We start from the raw sequence: 21,364 nt of genomic DNA on the forward strand, positions 1-21,364 counted from the left end.
GTTGCGTAAGGAACGTTCAGTTAAATGAAGTTGCATTCAGTACAAGAGACAAATGGTTCTGATCAATCAGTTGCCGAGGAGTCTATCGTCCAAGAGTCTGTTGTTCATGAACCGCAGATCGTTCATGAACCCATCGTTCATGAAAATAGTGACCCGCGCAGCCGTCATGACGACCCGTTATTGGATAGTTTGCTGATCCTCTGCACCTTGCAGGGGAAATCCGTCAGTCGTACTACTCTCACCGCCGGGCTACCCTTAGCCAACCAGCGATTATCGGTAAAATTGCTCCCAAGAGCTGCCGCACGCGCGGGGTTACAAGGGCGCGTTCTCAAACGTTCTCTGAATAAAATTTCCGAGATGTCGCTCCCCGCGATGTTGCTGTTACGCGAAGGACGCGCGGCGATTCTGTTAGGCTGGAATGCTGACGGCAGCGCGCGTCTGATGCCCAGTGAAACAGAAGGCGGAGAAATTTCGGTCGAGCACAATACGCTGCAACAGAATTACCTTGGTCTGGTGATGTTCGCCCAGCCCCGCCATCAGTTCGATCTGCAAAATCCGTCACTGATCCCCCGAACCAAATCCTGGTTCAAAGATACGCTTAAGCTTTCGCGTTCACTCTATCTTGATGCCGTCCTTGCCAGTTTGCTGGTGAACATTATCGCACTTGCCACGCCGCTGTTCGTGATGAATGTCTACGACCGCGTTGTGCCGAATCAGGCAACGGCGACACTATGGGTACTGGCTATCGGCGTCACCGGCGCTTTTGTTTTCGATTTGATTCTCAAAACGCTACGCGGCATTTGCCTCGATATGGCGGGCAAAAAAACCGACCTGATTATTTCCGCCACGTTATTTGAGCGCATTACCGGTATGTCGATGAAAGCCCGACCGCCGAGAGTTGGTAGCTTTGCACAGAACATTCATGAATTTCAGTCACTCAGAGACTTCCTTTCTTCACTGACGCTGACGACGCTGATCGATTTTCCTTTTACGTTGCTTCTGCTGCTGGTTATCGGCATCATCGGCGGCCCGCTGGTCTGGGTTTCCATACTGGCCTACCCTATCGCCCTGTTGGCGAGTTGGGCGATGCAAAAACCGCTGTCCGCCACCATTGAGAAAACCATGCACCTTGCCAGTGAACGGCAGGCTACGCTGATCGAAACCTTAAGCTGTCTGGATGCGATCAAGGTCAATAATGCCGAAAGTGAGCGGCAGCACCAGTGGGAACAGACTATTGGCAGCCTGAGCAAACTGGAAATGCGGGCTAAGGCGCTGTCTTCGCTGGCGGTAAATTTGACACAGTGGTTCCAGCAATTTGCTGGCGTTGCCATGATTGTCGTCGGCGTCTATATGCTGATTAACGGCAAACTCAGTATGGGTGGGCTGATTGCCTGTTACATGCTGAACGGCAGAGCGCTCATGCCGTTGGGGCAACTGTCTGGTCTGGTTAGCCGTTACCAGCAGGCACGTTTAACGATGCAAACCACCGAACAAATGATGCAACTGCCGCAAGAGCGTAGCGATAACGAACGCCCGTTGAAGCGCGAGAGTATCCGAGGTGCTATCGAGTTTCGCGATGTGACGTTCAATTACCCAGAACAGAAAACCAGTTCACTGCAAAGTATCAGCTTGACTATCGCCCCCGGAGAGAAAGTGGGCGTCATTGGCCGCAGTGGCTCGGGCAAAAGCTCGCTGCAAAAACTGATCGTGAATCTCTATCAGCCCAATACAGGCAATATTTTGATCGATGGCGTCGATGCCCGTCAGTTGGATGTCAGCGATTTACGCCACAATATCGGCTATGTTCCTCAGGATATTCAGCTATTCAGTGGATCGCTACGCAATAACCTCATTAGCGGTGCACGCTATGTCGAAGACGAAGCGATGCTGCGAGCCGCAGAGATTTCAGGGGTGAATGAGTTTGCTCGTCTGCACCCCGATGGCTATAACCTTCAGGTTGGTGAACGCGGTCAACAACTCTCCGGCGGGCAGCGTCAGGCTGTCGCGATAGCCAGAGCCCTGCTGCTCGATCCACCGATTCTGGTGCTAGATGAACCCACCAGTTCGATGGATAACACGAGCGAAGACCGGCTCAAGCAAGCTCTGGCTCCCGTGATCGCAGAGAAAACGCTCTTACTCGTCACCCACCGGGTTTCCATGCTGGCGCTGGTCGATCGTTTAGTGATTGTCGACAAAGGTAAAATTATTGCTGATGGGCCGAAAGCTATCGTGATGGATGCGTTGAAGAAGGGGCAGATCAATGCGTCTCGGTAAATATATCAAACGAATCAAACGGTATTTTGTCGGTGGAGATGAAGAAAGCCTACAAACCATGCCAGAAGTGAGTCGGGCAATGGCTGAAGATTCCCCACGTTCTATTCGCTTTACGCTGTGGGCTATCGGGGCTTTTTTCCTGTTTTTTATCCTGTGGGCCGGACTCGCGAATATCGATGAAGTTACTCGCGGCGATGGTAAAGCGATCCCCTCCTCCCGGCTGCAAAAAATCCAAAACCTGGAAGGCGGTATTATCACGGAGGTGTTCATTCGTGAGGGGCAAGTCGTCAATGCGGGCGATCCGTTGCTGCGCCTTGATGATACTCGCTTTGCTTCTAACGTCGGTGAAACCGAAGCTGACCGGCTTGCGCTACTGTCGCGAATTGAGCGCCTGAACGCCGAAATCAACGGTCAAGAGCTTGTGCTTTCCGAAGAGATCACGACGCAAGCGCCTAAAATCGCGGCAGGAGAAAAAGAGCTTTATAACAGCCGCCGTCAGCAATTACATAATGAGATATCAGGTCTGGAAGAGCAATTGGTCCAGCGCCGTCAGGAACTGCGGGATTTCTCATCCAAGGAGATTCAGTTCCGTAATAGTCTTGGTCTGCTCCAGCAAGAAATTAAAATGTCAGAACCGCTGATAGCAGAAGGCGCGATTTCTAAAGTAGAGGTTTTACGCCTGCGCCGTGCTGAAGTTGAAACCCGTGGGCAGCTTGATTCCATCAAACTTTCCATTCCGCGGGCAGAGTCTGCGATTAAAGAGAGCGAAAATAAAATAGAGGAAACGCGCAGCCGCTATAAAAGCGAGGCGTTATCTCAGCTTAGTGAAGCACAAACTAGCCTGAACAAAATCGAAGCCACAGGTAAAGCGCTCGAAGATCGGGTAAACCGAACGCTGGTCGTCTCCCCTGTTCGCGGTATCGTGCAGCAAGTTCTGGTGAATACCATCGGGGGAGTGATTCAACCGGGTAGCGATCTGGTGGAAATTGTTCCTCTGGATGACAAGCTGTTAGTCGAGGCTAAAATTCGCCCTCAGGATATTGCGTTTTTACACCCAGGTCAGGATGCCATAATAAAATTGACGGCCTACGACTACACTATCTATGGTGGCCTAAAAGGTCAGTTGGAACAAATCAGCCCGGACACTGTTACAGATAAAGAAGGAAATAGCTTTTATATTATTCGCTTACGGACTGATAAGAATTATTTAGGCTCAGCCGATAAACCGCTTCTTATCATTCCTGGCATGGTGGCCTCTGTTGATATAATCACAGGCAAGAAAACGATCCTCAGCTATTTGTTAAAGCCAATTATTCGGGCAAAAGCAGAAGCACTACGAGAAAGATAATAAAAAAGGCGCTCGACAGAGCGCCTTTTTTATTTCATTTATCAATGATCGTTCATATTGTGATAAATCTGAGTTTGGCTGCGCCCCATGGCTTTAGCTTGGTACATGGCGGAATCGGCATTAATTGCCAGCGTCAGAGAATCGGTGCCGTGTTCTGGATACAGCGCAATACCGATACTGCACGATATATCCAGCTTTTTCCCATTGATCTCAAAAGGTTTATTCAATGCGTTATGGATTTTATCTGCAACATAAAGTGTATTATCAATTTCCTTAATACCCTGAAGCAGAATAATGAATTCATCACCGCTACGACGATATACCGTATCCGAATCCCGAACCGCACCACGCATACGTGCAGCCGCTTCTTTTAATAGCAAATCGCCAACAGCATGCCCAAACGAATCGTTTATCTGTTTAAATTTATCGAGATCCAAGAACATCAGTGCAATTTTTCTACCCGTTTGTTTGGATAACAGAATCGCTTGTTCCATTTGCTCAGCAAACGTCAGGCCATTAGCCAGTGACGTTAATGAGTCATAGTGCGCCAGTTGACGATAGTGCTCTTCGCTCCGCCGCAGCATATCAATCGCATGATATCGCTCTATGGCGATCGCAATCAGTTGTGCCGACTTTTCGATAGAGAAAATTTCCTCTTCGGTCGGCACATACACTTTACGATGATAAACACTTAAAACACCTAATATTTCTTTGTTCTGACCAATGATAGGTTCAGACCAGCAGGAACGCAGCCCGGCATATAACGCGAGCCCTTTATATAAAGACCAATGCGGATGCACGGAAATATCGTCAGCAATCACGCGTTTTCCGGTATAGGCCGCTGTACCAAACGAAGCCACACCATCGGCAATTTTCACGTTGTGAATGGCATTTTTATAAAAACCTGGCAGGCTCGGTGCCGATCCAAGCGTCAAACATTTCTTTTCTTTATCAACGAGCAGTACAGAACAAACGATACGACCAGGGTTTTTTTCCTCAACGCTGAAAATGATCGCATCCAGGATATCCTTCAGCGGCGCGCCGCTTGATAACAACTCCAGCGCACGATTGTATGAATTATCATGATGTTCCTGCGATTTTCGCTCGGTAATATCTAACTTAATGCCGACATACTGGGTCGTGTTACTCGCCTTATTATATATTTTAACGATATTGGCCTTTTCCCAATACAACTGCCCATCTTTACGCCGGTTAACGAACTCACCACTCCAAACATTACCTTTATTTATGGTAGTCCACAGATCTTCATAGACGCTGGCGTTGGTCATGCCAGAGTTTAATATATTCGTTTTTTTGCCAATAACTTCATCCGGCATATAGCCAGACATAGTAATAAACTGACGATTGACGTAAATAATTTCACAATTTTCATCTGCGATCATAATTGAGGCAGGACTATATTCCATCGCAAAGAAAGTCATGTTGAGGAAATCTTGTTTTTTCTGCTCAGTTTTAAATTTTTGTTTGATTTTTCTATTTTTTACAGAAGAAAACAATAACAATAACAACAACAGGGTTATTATAATTTCATACACAATAACACTCTCCTCAGGCCCGAGCGGTCCTGATCGTACAAATCACAATGCTGATGACGAAAAATCCCGGTAACAAACCCCTACCCCGTAAATTTTCAGGATGGGTGCATTTCCGGAGAGCAGAAAGGATGAAAGAAAAAACGCTCCGTGAAGCAGGAGTGTTTAGAAACATAGCAACGTAAGCATAAAGCCCTCGCATATGACTGTGCGCAGATAAAAACAACAAATTCAAAAGAGTATCTTAATTTAATAGTAGTAATTGTTCGGGTTATAAGCTTTTCTAATGGAATAAAAGAATATTCCTAAGGGTACATGGCAATATATTCTGAACATCAAATTTTTGTAAGCAAATCAATTATACCAATAAGTATCATTGTTTTAATCAACAAAATCTATCACAAAGTGATTTTCGATCGTTAACAGTAAACATTATATTTTTTTACCATTAAAAATCAAATAATTAAAAGAAAAAAATAAAATCATTAACGCAAGCGTCTGATTATATATGTCATAATTTGATGCAAAATTCACAACGCTTCTCCTCATGGCTTTATTGAAATTAAACACTGCCATAACAAATAAAATAAGAATTAAATAACAAAAATAGAACAAAAATCAGCATTATGAATTGATATTCAGAAAAAGAGGACAGCTAGCGAAAGAGGCGGCATTTTGTACAGCCATGAAATATTAGGAAATATAATGAATTACTATGAAGGAGAAAAAAATGGATGGGTATACAGCAGTACTCTAATGTGAAAAGTGATAGCCTAAACAATAGGTTATCACCTAGAGTTCGATCTTCAACATCTCAAAATTCTCAAACGGCTGAGGGCGCGAGAGGTAGTATCCCTGGGCAGCATAAGCATGCGATGTCTGAACAATAGCCCACTCTTCCTGTGTTTCTATTCCTTCAATGACCACATAATTGCAAAAACGCGATAGCAAAGCGATCAGTGCAGGGAAAACGGTTTTCCCTTCGCTACTTTGTTGCAGGAGAATGAAGAGCTCACGTGCCACTTTGATGCAATCATACTGGGCCAGCATGAGTGATGAAAAATTCGCCATACCGCAACCGAAATCATCCAGCCACAGTGTTTGTGCTTCTGGGAGCTTGGTTAAGATTTCTTTTGGCAGCCCTCCCTGATTCTCGACCATTTCAAAACGAATCCAGGGCATTGAAGCGATCAGACGTTTGGCTTCCAGATTATTTTGCAACGCCAGTAGCGTCATACCATCAATGTTGACGGAGGCAAAAAGATCGTCGCGAATAAATCGAAAACTCCACTGAGATAGAAGTTGCAGTTGTTCTACAATAATTAACAGTCGGGTTTCAACATCGATATTCGCGAAGTATTTTTCAGGAGAGATGAATTTTTGCGGCAGGGTAGGAAAAAAAACGGAAGTCAGTAACTCAATAGCCATTAATTTACCGGATGTTCGGTAAATGGGCTGAAAAGTATACCGCCGTTGGCATTGGAGCCAGTAATCAGCGCCTAATGGCTCCGCGTCTCCCTGTTGGAGAAACCCTGCCCCAACCTGATTAAAATGACCTTCCTGCTGCACTATGAGTTCCGCCATTAAACTGACACTATTAGTTATAAAATTATATCATACGGACATGCACCGTCATCGACTCTCCAGATGCAAACGTCATCGGTAATACCGATTAAATCAATGTCCATGATATTACAAAAATAAGTGGTTCAATATCACAACTAAATTTATTTAAATTGTAAATCAATAAATTAAAACCCAAGAAACACAGTTGCACTGGCTGATTCATACAGTTTAAAGGATAGGTATAAAACCAATTTAACGAACAGATGGTAATTTTACCCTGTAACCTCACTATTTATGCTGCCAATAGGTTGCATGCTGAAGGACTCTGAAAACACGTGAAACCCGCATCGGAAGAAAGGCACATTGAAGACACTGGCAGCCAATTTGCCAGTATATTTTCCATCAATGACAGTTACGCGTGTTTAAACGAGCAGCAACGGGTATAATCTGCGCCCTGTTTGTAAGGTAGAAGAACATCATGGCGTTACTCATCACCCATAAATGCATCAACTGTGACATGTGTGAGCCCGAGTGTCCTAATCAGGCTATTTCCATGGGCATGGACATTTATGAAATTGACACCACCCTCTGTACTGAGTGCGTAGGCCACTACGACACCCCTACGTGTCAGAAAGTCTGTCCGATCGACAATACGATCGTCAAAGATCCAAACCATATTGAAGGCAATGAGCAGCTGTGGGAAAAATACGTGCTCATGCACCATGCCGACAGGATTTAAGCATCCGTTTACGAACGATCAGCTTTCGATAATCACCGTCGCACAGGCATAACGTCTTTCGTCAGCCAGCGTTACATGGACGTATCTGACGCCCATTTGTTCAGCCAGCTCTGCCGCTTTAGCAAAAAATCGCAGGCAAGGTTTGCCCAGTTCGTCATTAAAAACTTCAAACTGGTTGAACGCGAGCCCGTTACGGATTCCGGTGCCGAAAGCTTTTGCCGCCGCTTCTTTCACAGCAAAGCGCTTGGCGAGGAAACGGACAGGCTGCTGATGCTGCTGATAATGCGTCCATTCAGCATCCGTCAGAATGCGGCGGGCCAATCGCTCGCCTGAGCGTTCAATCACCGCGTCAATACGAGCGATTTCGACAATATCTGTTCCGAGCCCAAGAATCGCCATCAGCGGCGTGCTTCTCGCATCAGATTCTTCATTTCTGCAACGGCATCCTTCAGACCGCTCATCACCGCACGACCAATAATCGCATGCCCAATATTCAATTCGTACATTTCCGGCAACGCAGCGATCGGCTGCACGTTATGGTACGTCAGACCGTGACCGGCATTGACCTTGAGCCCCTGCGCCGCGGCGTAAGTGGCAGCATCACGAATGCGCTCGAACTCATGCTGGCGCGTTTCGTCGTCTGGCGCATCGGCATACGCCCCAGTATGGATTTCGATATAGGGCGCACCGCTAGCCACGGCGGCATCGATTTGCCGTTTATCCGCATCAATGAAGAGTGAAACCAAGATGTTAGCCTGACTAAGCCTGGCCACTGCGCTATCGATTTTCTCCTGCTGCCCTGCAACATCCAGCCCACCTTCGGTTGTCACTTCCTGGCGTTTTTCCGGTACCAGACAGCAAAAATGCGGCTTCACCTCACAGGCGATGTTCAGCATTTCTTCCGTGACAGCCATTTCCAGATTCATGCGAGTTTGGAGCGTGTCTCTCAGAATCCGTACATCACGATCCGTGATATGACGACGATCTTCACGTAAATGCACAGTGATGCCATCCGCCCCCGCATGCTCAGCGATAAAAGCAGCCTGAACGGGGTCGGGATACGCCGTTCCACGCGCATTGCGCAGCGTTGCAATATGATCGATGTTAACGCCAAGCAGCAGTTCAGCCATGATAAATCCTCGGTAAAGTCATGCACGATATGTGGCAGTTTACACCGATGTCACAGCGTCAGGGTACTGAGGAAACGGGATTATTTATCAGAAGACGTGGGTTTGGACAAATTAGCAGCAGGAATAAACTGGCGGAACAGTTCACGACTTTTCAGCGGTTTTCCCCCCAGATACGGCTTTAACGCGATACGAGTGAAACGCTTTGCCGCCCTCAATGTGCCAACATCAGGAAATTCACGCGACGCCAGCGAACGTAACTCATGCCCGGTAAAACTTTTATTATCGACCACCAGGCTGGCAATAAATCCCCTTTCCTCTCGATACTGGTAAGTCATGGTATCCGCAACCGGTTCGCCGCTACCCGCACAATGCAGGAAATCAACGCCGTATCCCAGATAGCTCAGTAACGCTAACTCGAAGCGTCTTAATGCTGGCTCTGGAGAAGCATCTTGTGCAGCAAGATGTTGTAAACAGTGGAGATAATCGAAGAAAAGAGCGGAGTAATTGGTTTCATGTTCCAGCACGCGAGACAGTAACTCGTTAACGTATAGACCGCTATAGAGCATCGTACCAGTCAGTGGTAGCGCGAGCGAGACAGGCTCAGCGCTGCGTAATGTTTTCACTTCTCCCCGCCCACTCCAACGCACCAGTAGCGGAGTGAAAGGCTGTAAACAGCCTTTCAGGCTAGAGCGACGGGCTCGCGCGCCTTTAGCCAGCACACGAACTCGACCATCGCTTTCGCTGAACAGATCCAGCAATAAGCTGGTTTCGCTATAAGGTCGCCCATGCAAGACAAATGCGCGCTGCCAGCCTTCCATCGGCGTGAACCTTACAGGTCTTCGCTATAACCCAGACTGCGCAGGGCACGTTCGTCATCTGCCCAACCGGATTTCACTTTAACCCATAGCTCAAGGTGCACTTTGGCCTCAAACATCTCTTCCATATCCTGACGAGACTCAATACCAATGGTTTTGATTTTCGCACCTTTGTTACCAATGACCATCTTCTTCTGGCCTTCACGCTCAACCAGAATCAGGCCATTGATGTCATAACCGCCACGCTCGTTAGTCACGAAACGCTCGATTTCGACCGTTACGGAATACGGCAATTCTTCACCCAGAAAGCGCATCAGTTTTTCACGGATGATTTCCGATGCCATAAAGCGCTGTGAGCGATCGGTAATGTAATCTTCCGGGAAGTGGTGCGTTGCCTGCGGTAAGTGTTTACGTACAATGCTGGCAATCGTGTCGACATTCGTGCCCTTCTCAGCCGAGATCGGAACGACATCAAGAAAATCCATCTGCTGACTGAGGAACTGGATATGCGGCAGCAGCTTAGTTTTATCCGTGACGTTATCAACTTTATTGATCGCCAACAGCACAGGAAGTTTCTGATCGCGCAGCTTATTCAACACCATTTCATCGTCGTCATTCCAGTGTGTCCCTTCAACAACGAAAATGATCAGCTCAACGTCACCGATTGAACTGCTGGCAGCACGGTTCATCAGGCGGTTAATCGCCCGTTTTTCTTCAATGTGCAATCCCGGCGTATCCACATAAATAGCCTGATAAGGCCCTTCAGTGTGAATACCCATGATGCGGTGCCGCGTCGTCTGGGGCTTACGCGACGTAATAGAAATCTTCTGCCCCAGTAATTGATTCAGTAACGTCGATTTACCGACGTTTGGTCGACCAACAATCGCGACAAAACCGCAGTGTGTCTGTACTTCGCTCATTCAAGCTCCAGTTTTTTCAACGCTTGTTCAGCCGCAGCCTGTTCGGCTTTACGACGGCTCGATCCTGTACCAATGACCGACTCATTAAAGCCGCTCACCTGACAGTGGATAGTAAATTCCTGATCGTGTGCTTCCCCACGAACCTGCACCACCAAATACGTTGGCAGAGGTAAGTGACGCCCTTGCAAAAATTCCTGCAATCGCGTTTTCGGATCTTTTTGCTTATCGCCGGGACTGATTTCATCCAAACGCGTCTGATACCAGTTCAGGATCAAACGTTCGATGGTCTGGATGTCGCTGTCGAGGAAAATACCGCCAATCAGCGCTTCGACTGTATCCGCTAAGATCGACTCACGTCGGAAACCACCACTTTTTAATTCACCCGGACCGAGGCGTAAGCACTCTCCCAGTTCGAATTCGCGCGCGATTTCCGCCAGCGTATTTCCTCGCACCAACGTCGCTCGCATCCGACTCATGTCCCCTTCATCAACTTTGGGAAAACGATGATACAGCGCATTAGCGATCACAAAACTCAGGATGGAGTCACCCAGGAATTCGAGTCTTTCATTATGTTTGCTGCTGGCGCTACGGTGCGTCAACGCCTGTAACAAAAGATCGTACTGCTGAAAAGTATAGCCCAGCTTTCTTTGTAAACGATTTATCAGGATGGGATTCATGTGTTACCAATAGATCAATGATGCGTCAAAAACAGCAGCATACGGAACAGCCCTGCTTACCAATTCGGTCAAAACTGTTTCGTTTGCATTGGCTCCCATAAGGGAGCCTGCCTTTTTGCCCGTCATACTTCGCGTTACCTGTGCGTTAGCGTGGTTAAAACGCTAACGTGTTGTCCTGCAACACGTACTATTTAGGGCTCGTTCTTTCAAAAGAGCGTTACAGAAAATATTCTACAACGGACAGCATCAGAATGCTGCCTGTATCTTATTTCGGTTACTGCTTACTTTGCTTAATGAATACCGCCAATGCGACTCAAACGCACGCCGGTAGGCCATTCGCCTTCCTGCTTCTCGAAACTCATCCAGATAGCGGTAGCTTTACCGACCAGATTTCTCTCCGGCACAAAGCCCCAATAGCGACTATCCAAACTGTTGTCGCGGTTATCGCCCATCATGAAGTAGTTTCCTGCTGGGACAACCCATGTCGCAAGCTGCTGCTGCGATTGCTGGTAATAACCACCGAGCTGATCCTGCTGACCCGGCACCAACAGAATATTATGCGTTACATTGCCTAATGACTCTTTGCGTGCGCCCATACGGACCCCTTCCACGCTGTTGTCATTAGCAGGCACCTCATAAAATCCGCTGCGTGATTCCAGCCCAGGCTGGTTGAAGGTCTGAACAAAATCGCTAGGCTGTACGTTACTGTATGTCACTGCCAGTGCCGTATCGCACGCCTGTTGCCCCTGACAGGATGGACGAATCGTCACCTGTTTGGTTATCGGGTTATAGCTAACGCGATCGCCTGGTACACCGACTACTCGCTTGATGAAGTCCACTTTAGGATCGGACGGGTATTTAAACACGACCACGTCGCCACGCTTCGGGTGACCCGTTTCGATCAGCGTTTTTTGCGTGAAGGGTTCTTTAATCCCATAAGCAAATTTTTCCACCAGAATAAAGTCACCGATCAACAGCGTCGGCATCATCGAACCCGATGGAATTTGAAACGGTTCATAAATGAAGGAGCGCACAACCAATACCAAAGCTACAACCGGGAACACGGACGCAATCGTCTCAATCCAGCCTGGTTGTTGAATCGCTTTCGATGAAACCGCGCCATCAGCCAGATCGGCACCGCTCATCGCAGCAAATTTCTTCCGGCGAGCAGGAGCCCAGACCAAGCGTTCTAAACACCAGACAATCCCCGTGACCAGCGTCACCAATGCCAGAATTACGGCAAACATATTGGCCATGCCAACTCCTCAGAATTTATTTACTGTCTTTGCCGACGTGCAGAATTGCCAGAAACGCCTCTTGCGGCAGTTCGACATTACCGACCTGCTTCATACGCTTCTTACCGTCTTTCTGTTTCTGCAACAGTTTCTTCTTACGGCTGACGTCGCCACCATAACACTTGGCCAGTACGTTTTTACGCAATTGCTTAACCGTAGAACGCGCAATAATGTGGTTACCAATTGCGGCCTGAATCGCGATATCAAACTGCTGACGCGGGATCAGTTCTTTCATTTTTTCGACGAACTCACGGCCACGATACTGTGAATTATCACGGTGCGTGATCAGGGCGAGAGCATCCACACGTTCGTTGTTGATCAAGACATCAACACGCACCATGTCCGATGCCTGGAAGCGTTTGAAGCCGTAATCCAGTGATGCATAGCCACGAGAGGTTGATTTCAGGCGATCAAAGAAATCGAGCACCACTTCTGCCATCGGGATGTCATACGTCAACGCAACCTGGTTACCGTGGTACACCATGTTCGTCTGAACGCCACGTTTCTCAATACAAAGCGTAATCACGTTGCCCAGATATTCCTGAGGCATCAACATGTGACACTCGGCAATCGGTTCGCGCAGTTCCTGAATATTATTCAGCGGAGGCAGTTTCGACGGGCTATCAACATAAATGGTTTCTTTCGCCGTCGTTTCTACTTCATACACAACCGTCGGTGCCGTAGTGATCAATTCCAGATCGTACTCACGTTCCAGACGCTCCTGAATGATCTCCATGTGCAGCAGCCCAAGGAAACCACAGCGGAAACCAAAGCCCAGCGCAGTAGAACTTTCTGGTTCATAGAACAGTGAGGCATCGTTGAGGCTCAGTTTGCCCAACGCATCACGGAATGCTTCATAGTCGTCGGAACTGATCGGGAACAGACCGGCATAGACCTGCGGTTTGACTTTTTTGAAGCCCGGCAACGCTTTTTCAGCCGGTTGACGCGCCAGCGTCAGCGTATCCCCAACTGGCGCCCCCAAAATATCTTTGATAGCGCACACCAACCAGCCTACTTCGCCGCAGTTCAATACATCGCGGTCGATCTGCTTCGGTGTAAAAATACCGAGACGGTCGGCGTTATACACCTGACCCGTGCTCATTACCTTAATTTTGTCGCCTTTGCGCATCGTGCCGTTTTTGATACGCACCAGTGACACAACACCAAGGTAGTTATCAAACCAGGAGTCGATAATCAGCGCCTGCAGCGGTTCATCAGGGCTACCTTCCGGCGGCGGAATATCACGCACCAGACGTTCCAGAACATCCGGCACGCCAATCCCCGTTTTTGCGGAGCAGCGCACCGCATCGGTAGCATCAATGCCGACGATGTCTTCAATTTCCTGAGCAACACGATCTGGATCCGCGGCAGGCAGGTCGATCTTATTCAGAACCGGCACCACTTCCAGGTTCATATCCAGCGCGGTATAGCAGTTTGCCAGCGTTTGAGCTTCAACACCCTGCCCAGCGTCAACGACAAGCAGAGCACCTTCACAGGCGGCGAGCGAACGTGAAACTTCATAAGAGAAGTCAACGTGCCCAGGCGTATCGATGAAGTTTAACTGGTAGGTTTGGCCGTCCTGCGCTTTATAATCCAGCGTGACGCTTTGCGCTTTAATCGTTATTCCACGTTCACGTTCCAGATCCATGGAATCCAGAACCTGCGCAGCCATTTCACGTTCGGTTAAACCGCCGCAAATCTGGATAATACGGTCAGATAACGTTGATTTACCGTGGTCGATATGGGCAATAATGGAGAAATTTCGTATATGCTTCATTATAAAAATTTTTCTACCTTGATATTCCTGAAATTCTTGCCGATGGGCATGCGCATAGGTGAAAACAGCAGCGATGTTATTCCACCTGAATCGCAGCATTCTACATGCGAGAAGCGTGAAAACCTAGTCATGTCCGGTGCATTCCCCTTGATTATGACGGTTTTATTTGGAATAGCAGAACAACAAGAGGAAAGCAGGAAGTAAAGTGTCATTACGTGGCAAACATCGTGTCGAAAGATAACAAACAAGTAAGCAATGTTTCCTCACCGCGCGCCGTTTACGCTCGGGTGAACAGGTCAATTTTGTAATAGAGTGCCCGGCAGTGCGATTTGCAGGATAACAGGCTCATAACGCTTATTCTTACCCAACTGCTTCGCCCAGCGCTTCACGCCGATAAACGCTACGCCACCGCCCAACAGCGCACCAATAACCGCGGCCAGATCGGTGCCGAATAACGTTTGGCAGATCGCCGCGCCAAGCAACAGGCCAACCAGCGGAACGAAATAAACCAGAGCAGCGGAAAACAGCAATCTCCCCTCAGAAATCCCCAATTCCACTTTTTGTCCCACTTCTAACGGCTGATCGTAAGGAACATACAGCGTATTTTCGGCAGAAAGCCCAAGCTGACTTAATAAACCTGTTCCACACGACGAGCGGGATTTGCAACTACCGCACCCCGCGCTCGACTCACACTGCAGTTCTACGATTCCATCCCGCCATGAAACCACTGTCGCCCATTCTCTGATCACGGTTGCGCCTTCAAAATAATGCTGTCGGCCACACGTTTAGCCGTAGAAGGAGGAATATCGCCGACGACGGTAATCTCTCGGTCGCCTTTCATGACCGTGTGGATAGAACGTCGTCCCGTGAGCACAGACTGTTCCTCGTTCACGTCAGAAGACGGGCTAATGTTAATCGAAAAGCTGAACAAACCATCGCTATACAGACGTGTTTCAAGCGGAATGGACGAACCAGGCAATACTTTTTTGTTGTGCGAAAGCTGTTTCATCCCGACAGGCAGCCATTCCGGCATCCAGGTAAACTCGCCTTTCTCTACAGCAGGTGCGGGTAGCGCGGGAGGAAGCTTGAGCCCTTCCAGCGGACGCATCACGCTCACGACATCATCGTCAACAATCAATGATGTCGTTAAGAATTGCTCCAACCGTCTGTCGCCATTGCGATCCTGTAAATCAATGCGCAGTGGAAGTTTCGAGTCCGCATCAATCCACACGGTATAGCTGTAGCGTGTGCCATCGCGTGAGATGACCCGAATGCCTGATGCCAGGCGATCGGCAATGCGTACCCGTCCATCAGCAGGAACAAAATCATAATAGGGCGATAGTTTCTGAAAATCAGCGAAGACCAAAGAAGGGAGAGAATCAACGATATGATCGCTGGTAAGCGTAAACGGCTCAAAACCAGGATCGAAATAACTGACCTCATTACCACGCTGCAAAATCTCGCGTCGCGGCCCGTCCATAAACAGCAACTGCGCTAAAGCACGGTTGTTGACCACAGCATGACGGTACCGTACCGACTCGAACCCTTGCGGGGTAATGTTAATAAAGGAAATTTCGTAATTCAGAGAACGAATAGCGCCATTCATCTGTTGCAACAACGCGCCCGGTTCAACATTCTGAGCCGGGGCGAAAGTAGAATAAAACAGACTGCCAATCAGAAAACAGGCAGCGGACCAAACACGCTTCATTACCGGGGCTGTGTTCCTAATGATTGAGTACCGGGAACCTGAATTGCCGCTTGCTGATCGTCCTGCGGCAGAGCGTGTTCAGCATGCAGTCGGCGCTGTAATTCGTAGTCCTGCAAAATAGCATTGAGGCGATTACGCTGCATGTCGGATTTTTGTTGACCGCTGTTAGGGGAAACATTTTCTGACGGCACGCCCAAACTGACGGGAGAGGCTGTGCCCATAGCAGGTAAGGTGCTGAACACGCCGGATTCCACAACATGCTCAGAAGCATTGCCCTGCTGGTAATTTTGTACGCCAACAATCACCGCTAAAGATACGCAGGCTGCAACACCGACTTGCGTCAGTTGACTGCCCCACGGGCGGATTTTGTGCCAGAAAGGCATCTTGGTCCACTGGACAGGCTGTGGCTGAGATTCAGGCTGCGCTTGTGGAACCAGACGAACAGGTTCTTTTTCGATTGCAGCGGCAACACGAGAAGCGATGTCGAGGTGGATCACGTTTTCACTCACATCACCACGCATCGCATCACGAATCAGATGATAACTTTGCCAACTTTGCTGCAACGCATCATCCCGTGACAGTGCGCCTAACAGTTCGGAATCTACTGCTTCGCCATCCATTAAAGCGGAAAGTTTCTCTTTCTGCATACCGACACCCTTACCTTGTCAAATCCATCATTAGTCATGCGGATAGCTGAAAACACTAGCTAGCGCTGAATAAGCGGTTGTACTTTATTATCAATCGCTTCCCGAGCCCGGAAAATACGAGAACGAACAGTGCCGACGGGACAATCCATAATAACGGCGATCTCTTCGTAGCTTAAACCGTCCAACTCACGCAGCGTAATCGCTAAACGTAGATCTTCCGGTAAAGACTCAATAGTTCGGAAAACAATGCTTCGTAATTCTTCTGACAACATTAAATTCTCAGGGTTCGATATTTCTTTCAGTGCACCCGCATTTTCATAGTTTTCCGCATCATTGGCATCAATGTCGCTGGAAGGCGGACGGCGCCCCTGAGCGACCAAATAATTTTTGGCCGTATTCACTGCGATACGATACAGCCATGTATAGAACGCACTATCGCCGCGGAATGACTCTAACGCGCGATAGGCTTTAATAAACGATTCCTGTACCACGTCCGGCACGTCCCCTTGGGGAACATACCGCGATACCAGGCTCGCTACCTTATGCTGATAACGAACGACCAACAAGTTAAACGATTTTTGATCGCCTTTTTGGACTCGCTCGACCAAAACCTGATCTGCCAGTTGCTCGCTCATCCGAGGTAATCTCTACTCAAACCGTTCTCCACGCGTAAAATAGTACTGCCAGCTATATAAGTCATATTTAGAGCAAGCTCCTCATTAGAACCAAGACATCCAATAAAGTTCCGGGTCATCATTTTTCTTTTGCTTAGCGCCGTTACTCGTCTTTACGATGCGTGTCATGACGCATTGTCTTCATCTGAGGTTCTACGCTCCTCCGAGGATGATACGATAAATCCGGGGTATTCGCACGATTCAGCATGCCCCAGCCTTCGCTTATTTATAGCGTAGAGAGGGGGATAAAAACCAATACAGCAATCAACCATTGGGTGCTACCATCGAATTTCCTCTTCTTTTTGCATCCACGACACGACCATGCAAACGACCACTGAATACGTCTGTGATGTTTTAATCATTGGCAGCGGCGCTGCCGGGCTTTCACTGGCGCTGCGTTTGGCTTCACAGGCCAACGTGACGGTATTAAGCAAAGGCCCGCTCAACGAAGGCGCAACGTTTTATGCTCAGGGCGGCATCGCCGCCGTTTTCGATGAAACTGACACGATAGACTCCCATATCGAAGATACCCTGATCGCCGGTGATGGCCTGTGTGAACGGGAAGCCGTTGAGTTTATCGCCAGCAATGCCAAACACTGCGTGCAATGGCTTATCGAACAAGGCGTGCTATTCGATACCGAAACCAGCACCAGCGGCGAAGAACGCTATCATCTCACGCGCGAAGGCGGGCACAGCCACCGTCGGATTCTGCACGCGGCGGATGCAACCGGAAAAGAAGTGGAAAATACGCTAGTGCAGAAAGCGCTATCTCATCCGAACATTCGGATTATGGAACGCTGTAACGCTGTCGATTTGATTACCTCGAATAAGCTGGGTTTGCCCGGCACACGCCGTATTGTCGGTGCTTATATCTGGAACCGTGAACGGGAGCGCGTAGAATCCTGCCGGGCGAAAACGGTGGTTCTGGCGACCGGCGGCGCATCCAAAGTTTATCAATACACCACGAATCCCGATATTTCCTCTGGTGACGGCATCGCCATGGCCTGGCGCGCGGGTTGCCGCGTGGCAAATCTGGAGTTCAATCAGTTTCACCCGACCTGCCTGTTCCACCCGCAGGCGCGAAACTTCCTGCTAACGGAAGCGCTGCGCGGTGAAGGCGCGTACCTTAAACGTCCTGACGGCACACGCTTTATGCCCGATTTTGATGCCAGAGGCGAACTGGCACCGCGCGACGTCGTCGCCCGTGCCATTGACCATGAGATGAAACGGCTTGGCGCAGACTGTATGTATCTGGATATTAGCCACAAGCCCGAAGCCTTCATCAAACAACACTTTCCCACTATCGATGAAAAGCTACAGTCTCTCGGTATCGACCTGACGCGTGAACCGATACCCATCGTACCCGCTGCACACTATACCTGCGGCGGCGTGCTGGTCGATCAACACGGCCGCACCGATCTTGACGGCCTGTATGCGATTGGCGAAGTCAGCTATACCGGATTACATGGCGCAAACCGCATGGCGTCCAATTCACTGCTTGAGTGTCTGGTTTACGGCTGGTCAGCCGCAGAGGATATTTTACAGCGCTTGCCGCAAATCAAAGCGGTGAAAAAGCTACCAGATTGGGATGAAAGCCAGGTCGACAACTCCGACGAACAAGTGGTGATCCAGCATAACTGGCACGAACTGCGCCTATTTATGTGGGATTACGTTGGGATCGTGCGAACGACCAAACGACTGGAACGGGCACAACGCCGCATCCAACTGCTTCAGCAGGAAATCAATGAGTACTACGCCCACTTCCGCATTTCCAACAATTTGCTGGAGCTGCGTAATCTGGTACAGGTCGCCGAACTCATCGTCCGCTGCGCATTGGAAAGAAAAGAAAGCCGCGGACTGCATTATACTCTGGATTACCCAGAGCAGTTCGACGCCCCAACGCCAACCATTCTGGTGCCATAGCTCATAAAAAACAGTTCACTCAGAAAAGGCAGACGCGGTTAACACGGCGTCTGCTTCCTACATAAAAAGATAAAAATCTTTTGTCAGCTGTTGGAAATCCATCGAGTAATGTCTTTCTGCATCACGAATTGCCAGTGAAGCATTCACGCATTCTCTTTCCTGACGAGACAGCGCCAGCAAAACGCGATGCGCAGGTTTCTCTTCCTGCTCAGATACGCGAAGCTGCTGGTGAACGTACCAATTGTGCTGCTGCGCCAGCGGAATAAAATACTCAGCGACCTGAACCGGCAGCACCACGCAAAAAAGCCCTTCAGGCATCAGCAGTTGATGCGCACAGCGTAACAGCGCTTCATGAGTTAACAAGGTGGTGTAGCGAGCCTGATCGCGCTGAGCGGATCCGCACGCGATCCCCGGCGGGAAATAAGGCGGATTACTGATAATCAACGAATAGTCGGCGGCTCGGTTCTCAGCAAAACCGACGATATCCTCAGCATACACCGTGATTCTGTCAGCCCACGACGAGGCGGCAATGTTTTCCTTCGCCTGCTGGCTGGCAGCACTGTCCAGCTCGACGGCATCAATCCGAACATGCGGATCCGTACGTTGCGCCAACATCAGCGCGAGAAGACCGGAACCGCTGCCGATATCCAGGATCCGCGTGGCTGAGGACACCGGCGTCCAGGCACCCAGCAAAATGCCGTCGGTACCCACCTTCATGGCACAGCGATCGTGCGCCACAAAGAATTGCTTGAAGGTAAAACCATCCCGACGCAATGTCAGTTTATTATCAGCCCGATGACTCATGAAAATAAGATTCCAAACACAAACCGCAGTAGCATAGGTGAAACATCAATGCAGGAAAAGTGCCGATGTCTGCTTAAACAGGTGAAGAAACCGACCAATCCGTCTATAATCGGCGCCCCAAATAGAGGTAGACCATGACTGTAACCAATTTTTCCGAGCTCGATCTTGATGAAAGCCTGTTAGACGCCCTGCGTGACATGGGCTACGAGCGCCCGACCGTGATTCAGGCTGAGGCGATCCCTCCAGCGATGGAAGGCCGCGACGTATTAGGCTCCGCGCCAACAGGAACAGGTAAAACCGCCGCCTATCTGCTGCCGGTTTTGCAGCATCTTATCGATTTCCCTCGTAAAAAATCGGGTCCACCTCGTATTCTGATCCTCACGCCAACCCGTGAACTCGCCATGCAGGTGGCCGATCAAGCGCGAGCGTTTGCTGCACATACGCATCTGGATATCGCCACGATCACTGGCGGCGTGGCCTACATGAACCACGCAGAAGTCTTCAGTGAAAATCAGGATATCGTCGTTGCGACGACGGGCCGTTTGCTGCAATACATTAAAGAAGAAAACTTCGATTGCCGCGCGGTAGAAACGCTCATTCTGGATGAAGCAGACAGAATGTTGGATATGGGCTTTGCCCAGGATATTGAACACATTGCGGGAGAAACCCGCTGGCGCAAGCAAACGTTGCTGTTTTCTGCGACGCTGGAAGGGGACGCGATCAAGGATTTCGCCGAGCGTCTGCTCAACGATCCCGTTGAAATCGAATCTGACCCATCGCGTCGGGAACGTAAAAAAATTCTGCAATGGTATTACCGCGCCGACGATCTTAAACACAAAACAGCGCTACTCTGCCATCAGTTAAAACAGCCGGACGTTACGCGTTCTATCGTCTTTGTTCGCAAGCGTGAGCGCGTGCATGAGCTGGTTGCCTGGCTGCGTGAAGCGGGCATTAACTCCTGCTATCTCGAAGGCGAAATGGTGCAAGCTAAACGTAATGAGGCGATCAAACGTCTCAGCGACGGGCGTGTCAACGTGCTGGTAGCAACGGATATCGCAGCGCGTGGTATTGATATTAACGATGTCAGCCACGTATTTAATTTCGATTTACCGCGCACCTCGGACACCTATCTTCACCGTATTGGCCGCACCGGTCGCGCTGGTCGTAAAGGCTGTGCCATCTCTTTTGTCGAAGCACACGACCATCTGCTGCTGGGGAAAATCAGTCGCTACCTGAATGAACCGCTAAAACCGCGCGTCATTGAGGAACTCCGCCCAGAGACGAAAGCACCAAGCGCCAAAACGACGGGGAAACCGTCGAAAAAAGTGCTGGCTAAGCGGCAAGAGAAAAAAGAGAAGGAAAAAGAAAAGGTTAAGGTAAAAGTTCGCCATCGCGATGCTAAAAATATTGGTAAGCGCCGTCAACCAACGCAGAAAACCGACGAACCGTCTGCCAAATAAAAATTTATTAAAGCAAGATGTAAAAAAGGGAGCCTCGGCTCCCTTTCTGTTAAG

20 protein-coding genes are annotated in these 21,364 nt (G+C 49.1%); 6 read left to right on the top strand and 14 right to left on the bottom strand.

Translation table 11 applies throughout. The annotated features are described in order from the left end of the window. Nucleotides 1-24 precede the first annotated feature (24 nt). Nucleotides 25-2,274 carry a type I secretion system permease/ATPase gene (locus KKH3_RS14205; RefSeq protein WP_039360758.1) on the top strand — a complete coding sequence of 750 codons (2,250 nt, stop codon included), beginning with the start codon at nt 25-27 and terminating at the stop codon, nt 2,272-2,274. Continuing rightward, nucleotides 2,261-3,622: an HlyD family type I secretion periplasmic adaptor subunit gene (locus KKH3_RS14210; RefSeq protein WP_039360761.1), complete on the top strand. Its 1,362-nt coding sequence runs from the start codon at nt 2,261-2,263 to the stop codon at nt 3,620-3,622. The genes KKH3_RS14205 and KKH3_RS14210 overlap by 14 nt, the downstream gene beginning before the upstream one ends. A gap of 41 nt (nt 3,623-3,663) precedes the next feature. Here KKH3_RS14210 and KKH3_RS14215 read toward each other — a convergent pair whose 3' ends face one another. Both KKH3_RS14215 and pdeH read right to left on the bottom strand, forming a co-directional pair. Next, nucleotides 3,664-5,178 (bottom strand): sensor domain-containing protein, encoded by a 1,515-nt coding sequence (locus tag KKH3_RS14215; protein WP_039360764.1) that lies wholly within the window; start codon nt 5,176-5,178, stop codon nt 3,664-3,666. 789 nt (nt 5,179-5,967) lie between these two features. Beyond that, nucleotides 5,968-6,759: a cyclic-guanylate-specific phosphodiesterase gene (gene pdeH, locus KKH3_RS14220; RefSeq protein ID WP_139338672.1), complete on the bottom strand. Its 792-nt coding sequence runs from the start codon at nt 6,757-6,759 to the stop codon at nt 5,968-5,970. Nucleotides 6,760-7,219: 460 nt separating this feature from the next. Here pdeH and KKH3_RS14225 point away from each other — a divergent pair, with 460 nt between their 5' ends. Next, nucleotides 7,220-7,480, top strand: coding sequence for a YfhL family 4Fe-4S dicluster ferredoxin (locus KKH3_RS14225; RefSeq protein ID WP_005973589.1), 261 nt, complete (start codon nt 7,220-7,222; stop codon nt 7,478-7,480). Between the two features lie 18 nt (nt 7,481-7,498). Here the strand turns inward: KKH3_RS14225 and acpS are convergent, their stop codons facing one another. The 7 genes from acpS to lepA all read right to left on the bottom strand — a co-directional run bounded on the left by acpS (nt 7,499) and on the right by lepA (nt 14,094). Further along, nucleotides 7,499-7,879, bottom strand: coding sequence for a holo-ACP synthase (gene acpS / locus KKH3_RS14230; RefSeq protein WP_039360768.1), 381 nt, complete (start codon nt 7,877-7,879; stop codon nt 7,499-7,501). Next, nucleotides 7,879-8,610, bottom strand: coding sequence for a pyridoxine 5'-phosphate synthase (pdxJ, locus tag KKH3_RS14235; protein WP_039360771.1), 732 nt, complete (start codon nt 8,608-8,610; stop codon nt 7,879-7,881). The genes acpS and pdxJ overlap by 1 nt, the downstream gene beginning before the upstream one ends. An 80-nt stretch (nt 8,611-8,690) precedes the next feature. Continuing rightward, entirely contained in the window at nt 8,691-9,428 is a 738-nt protein-coding gene (gene recO / locus KKH3_RS14240) for a DNA repair protein RecO (RefSeq protein ID WP_039360773.1), read from the bottom strand. 11 nt (nt 9,429-9,439) lie between these two features. Continuing rightward, on the bottom strand, nt 9,440-10,345 hold the full coding sequence (gene era / locus KKH3_RS14245) for a GTPase Era (protein WP_010302495.1): 906 nt from the start codon (nt 10,343-10,345) through the stop codon (nt 9,440-9,442). Further along, nucleotides 10,342-11,022 (bottom strand): ribonuclease III, encoded by a 681-nt coding sequence (rnc, locus tag KKH3_RS14250; RefSeq protein WP_039360776.1) that lies wholly within the window; start codon nt 11,020-11,022, stop codon nt 10,342-10,344. Before rnc ends, era begins: the two co-directional genes overlap by 4 nt. A 290-nt stretch (nt 11,023-11,312) precedes the next feature. After that, on the bottom strand, nt 11,313-12,278 hold the full coding sequence (lepB, locus tag KKH3_RS14255; RefSeq protein WP_039360777.1) for a signal peptidase I: 966 nt from the start codon (nt 12,276-12,278) through the stop codon (nt 11,313-11,315). A 16-nt stretch (nt 12,279-12,294) separates the two neighbouring features. Further along, a complete protein-coding gene (gene lepA / locus KKH3_RS14260) occupies nt 12,295-14,094 on the bottom strand; it encodes a translation elongation factor 4 (protein WP_039360779.1) in 1,800 nt (599 codons plus the stop codon). Here lepA and KKH3_RS22320 point away from each other — a divergent pair. Beyond that, nucleotides 14,086-14,298, top strand: coding sequence for a hypothetical protein (locus tag KKH3_RS22320; RefSeq protein WP_047710066.1), 213 nt, complete (start codon nt 14,086-14,088; stop codon nt 14,296-14,298). The genes lepA and KKH3_RS22320 overlap by 9 nt on opposite strands. 92 nt (nt 14,299-14,390) lie before the next feature. Here KKH3_RS22320 and rseC read toward each other — a convergent pair whose 3' ends face one another. Genes rseC through rpoE form a run of 4 tightly spaced genes read right to left on the bottom strand, consistent with a single transcriptional unit; the run spans nt 14,391 to nt 17,084 of the window. Then, a complete protein-coding gene (gene rseC, locus KKH3_RS14265; RefSeq protein WP_039360781.1) occupies nt 14,391-14,843 on the bottom strand; it encodes a SoxR-reducing system protein RseC in 453 nt (150 codons plus the stop codon). Continuing rightward, entirely contained in the window at nt 14,840-15,802 is a 963-nt protein-coding gene (gene rseB / locus KKH3_RS14270; RefSeq protein WP_039360783.1) for a sigma-E factor regulatory protein RseB, read from the bottom strand. Before rseB ends, rseC begins: the two co-directional genes overlap by 4 nt. Next, entirely contained in the window at nt 15,802-16,449 is a 648-nt protein-coding gene (gene rseA, locus KKH3_RS14275) for an anti-sigma-E factor RseA (protein WP_039360785.1), read from the bottom strand. The genes rseB and rseA overlap by 1 nt, the downstream gene beginning before the upstream one ends. A gap of 59 nt (nt 16,450-16,508) precedes the next feature. Beyond that, nucleotides 16,509-17,084, bottom strand: coding sequence for an RNA polymerase sigma factor RpoE (gene rpoE / locus KKH3_RS14280; protein WP_005973561.1), 576 nt, complete (start codon nt 17,082-17,084; stop codon nt 16,509-16,511). Nucleotides 17,085-17,444: 360 nt separating this feature from the next. On the opposite strand from rpoE, the gene nadB reads away from it, so the two are divergent. Further along, a complete protein-coding gene (gene nadB / locus KKH3_RS14285) occupies nt 17,445-19,046 on the top strand; it encodes an L-aspartate oxidase (RefSeq protein WP_039360787.1) in 1,602 nt (533 codons plus the stop codon). Nucleotides 19,047-19,103: 57 nt separating this feature from the next. Here nadB and trmN read toward each other — a convergent pair whose 3' ends face one another. Continuing rightward, nucleotides 19,104-19,850: a tRNA(1)(Val) (adenine(37)-N(6))-methyltransferase TrmN gene (gene trmN / locus KKH3_RS14290; RefSeq protein ID WP_039360794.1), complete on the bottom strand. Its 747-nt coding sequence runs from the start codon at nt 19,848-19,850 to the stop codon at nt 19,104-19,106. A 134-nt stretch (nt 19,851-19,984) separates the two neighbouring features. On the opposite strand from trmN, the gene srmB reads away from it, so the two are divergent. Next, nucleotides 19,985-21,310 (top strand): ATP-dependent RNA helicase SrmB, encoded by a 1,326-nt coding sequence (gene srmB, locus KKH3_RS14295; protein ID WP_039360797.1) that lies wholly within the window; start codon nt 19,985-19,987, stop codon nt 21,308-21,310. Nucleotides 21,311-21,364: the final 54 nt, after the last annotated feature.

This window comes from Pectobacterium actinidiae (assembly GCF_000803315.1).
GTDB lineage: Bacteria > Pseudomonadota > Gammaproteobacteria > Enterobacterales > Enterobacteriaceae > Pectobacterium > Pectobacterium actinidiae.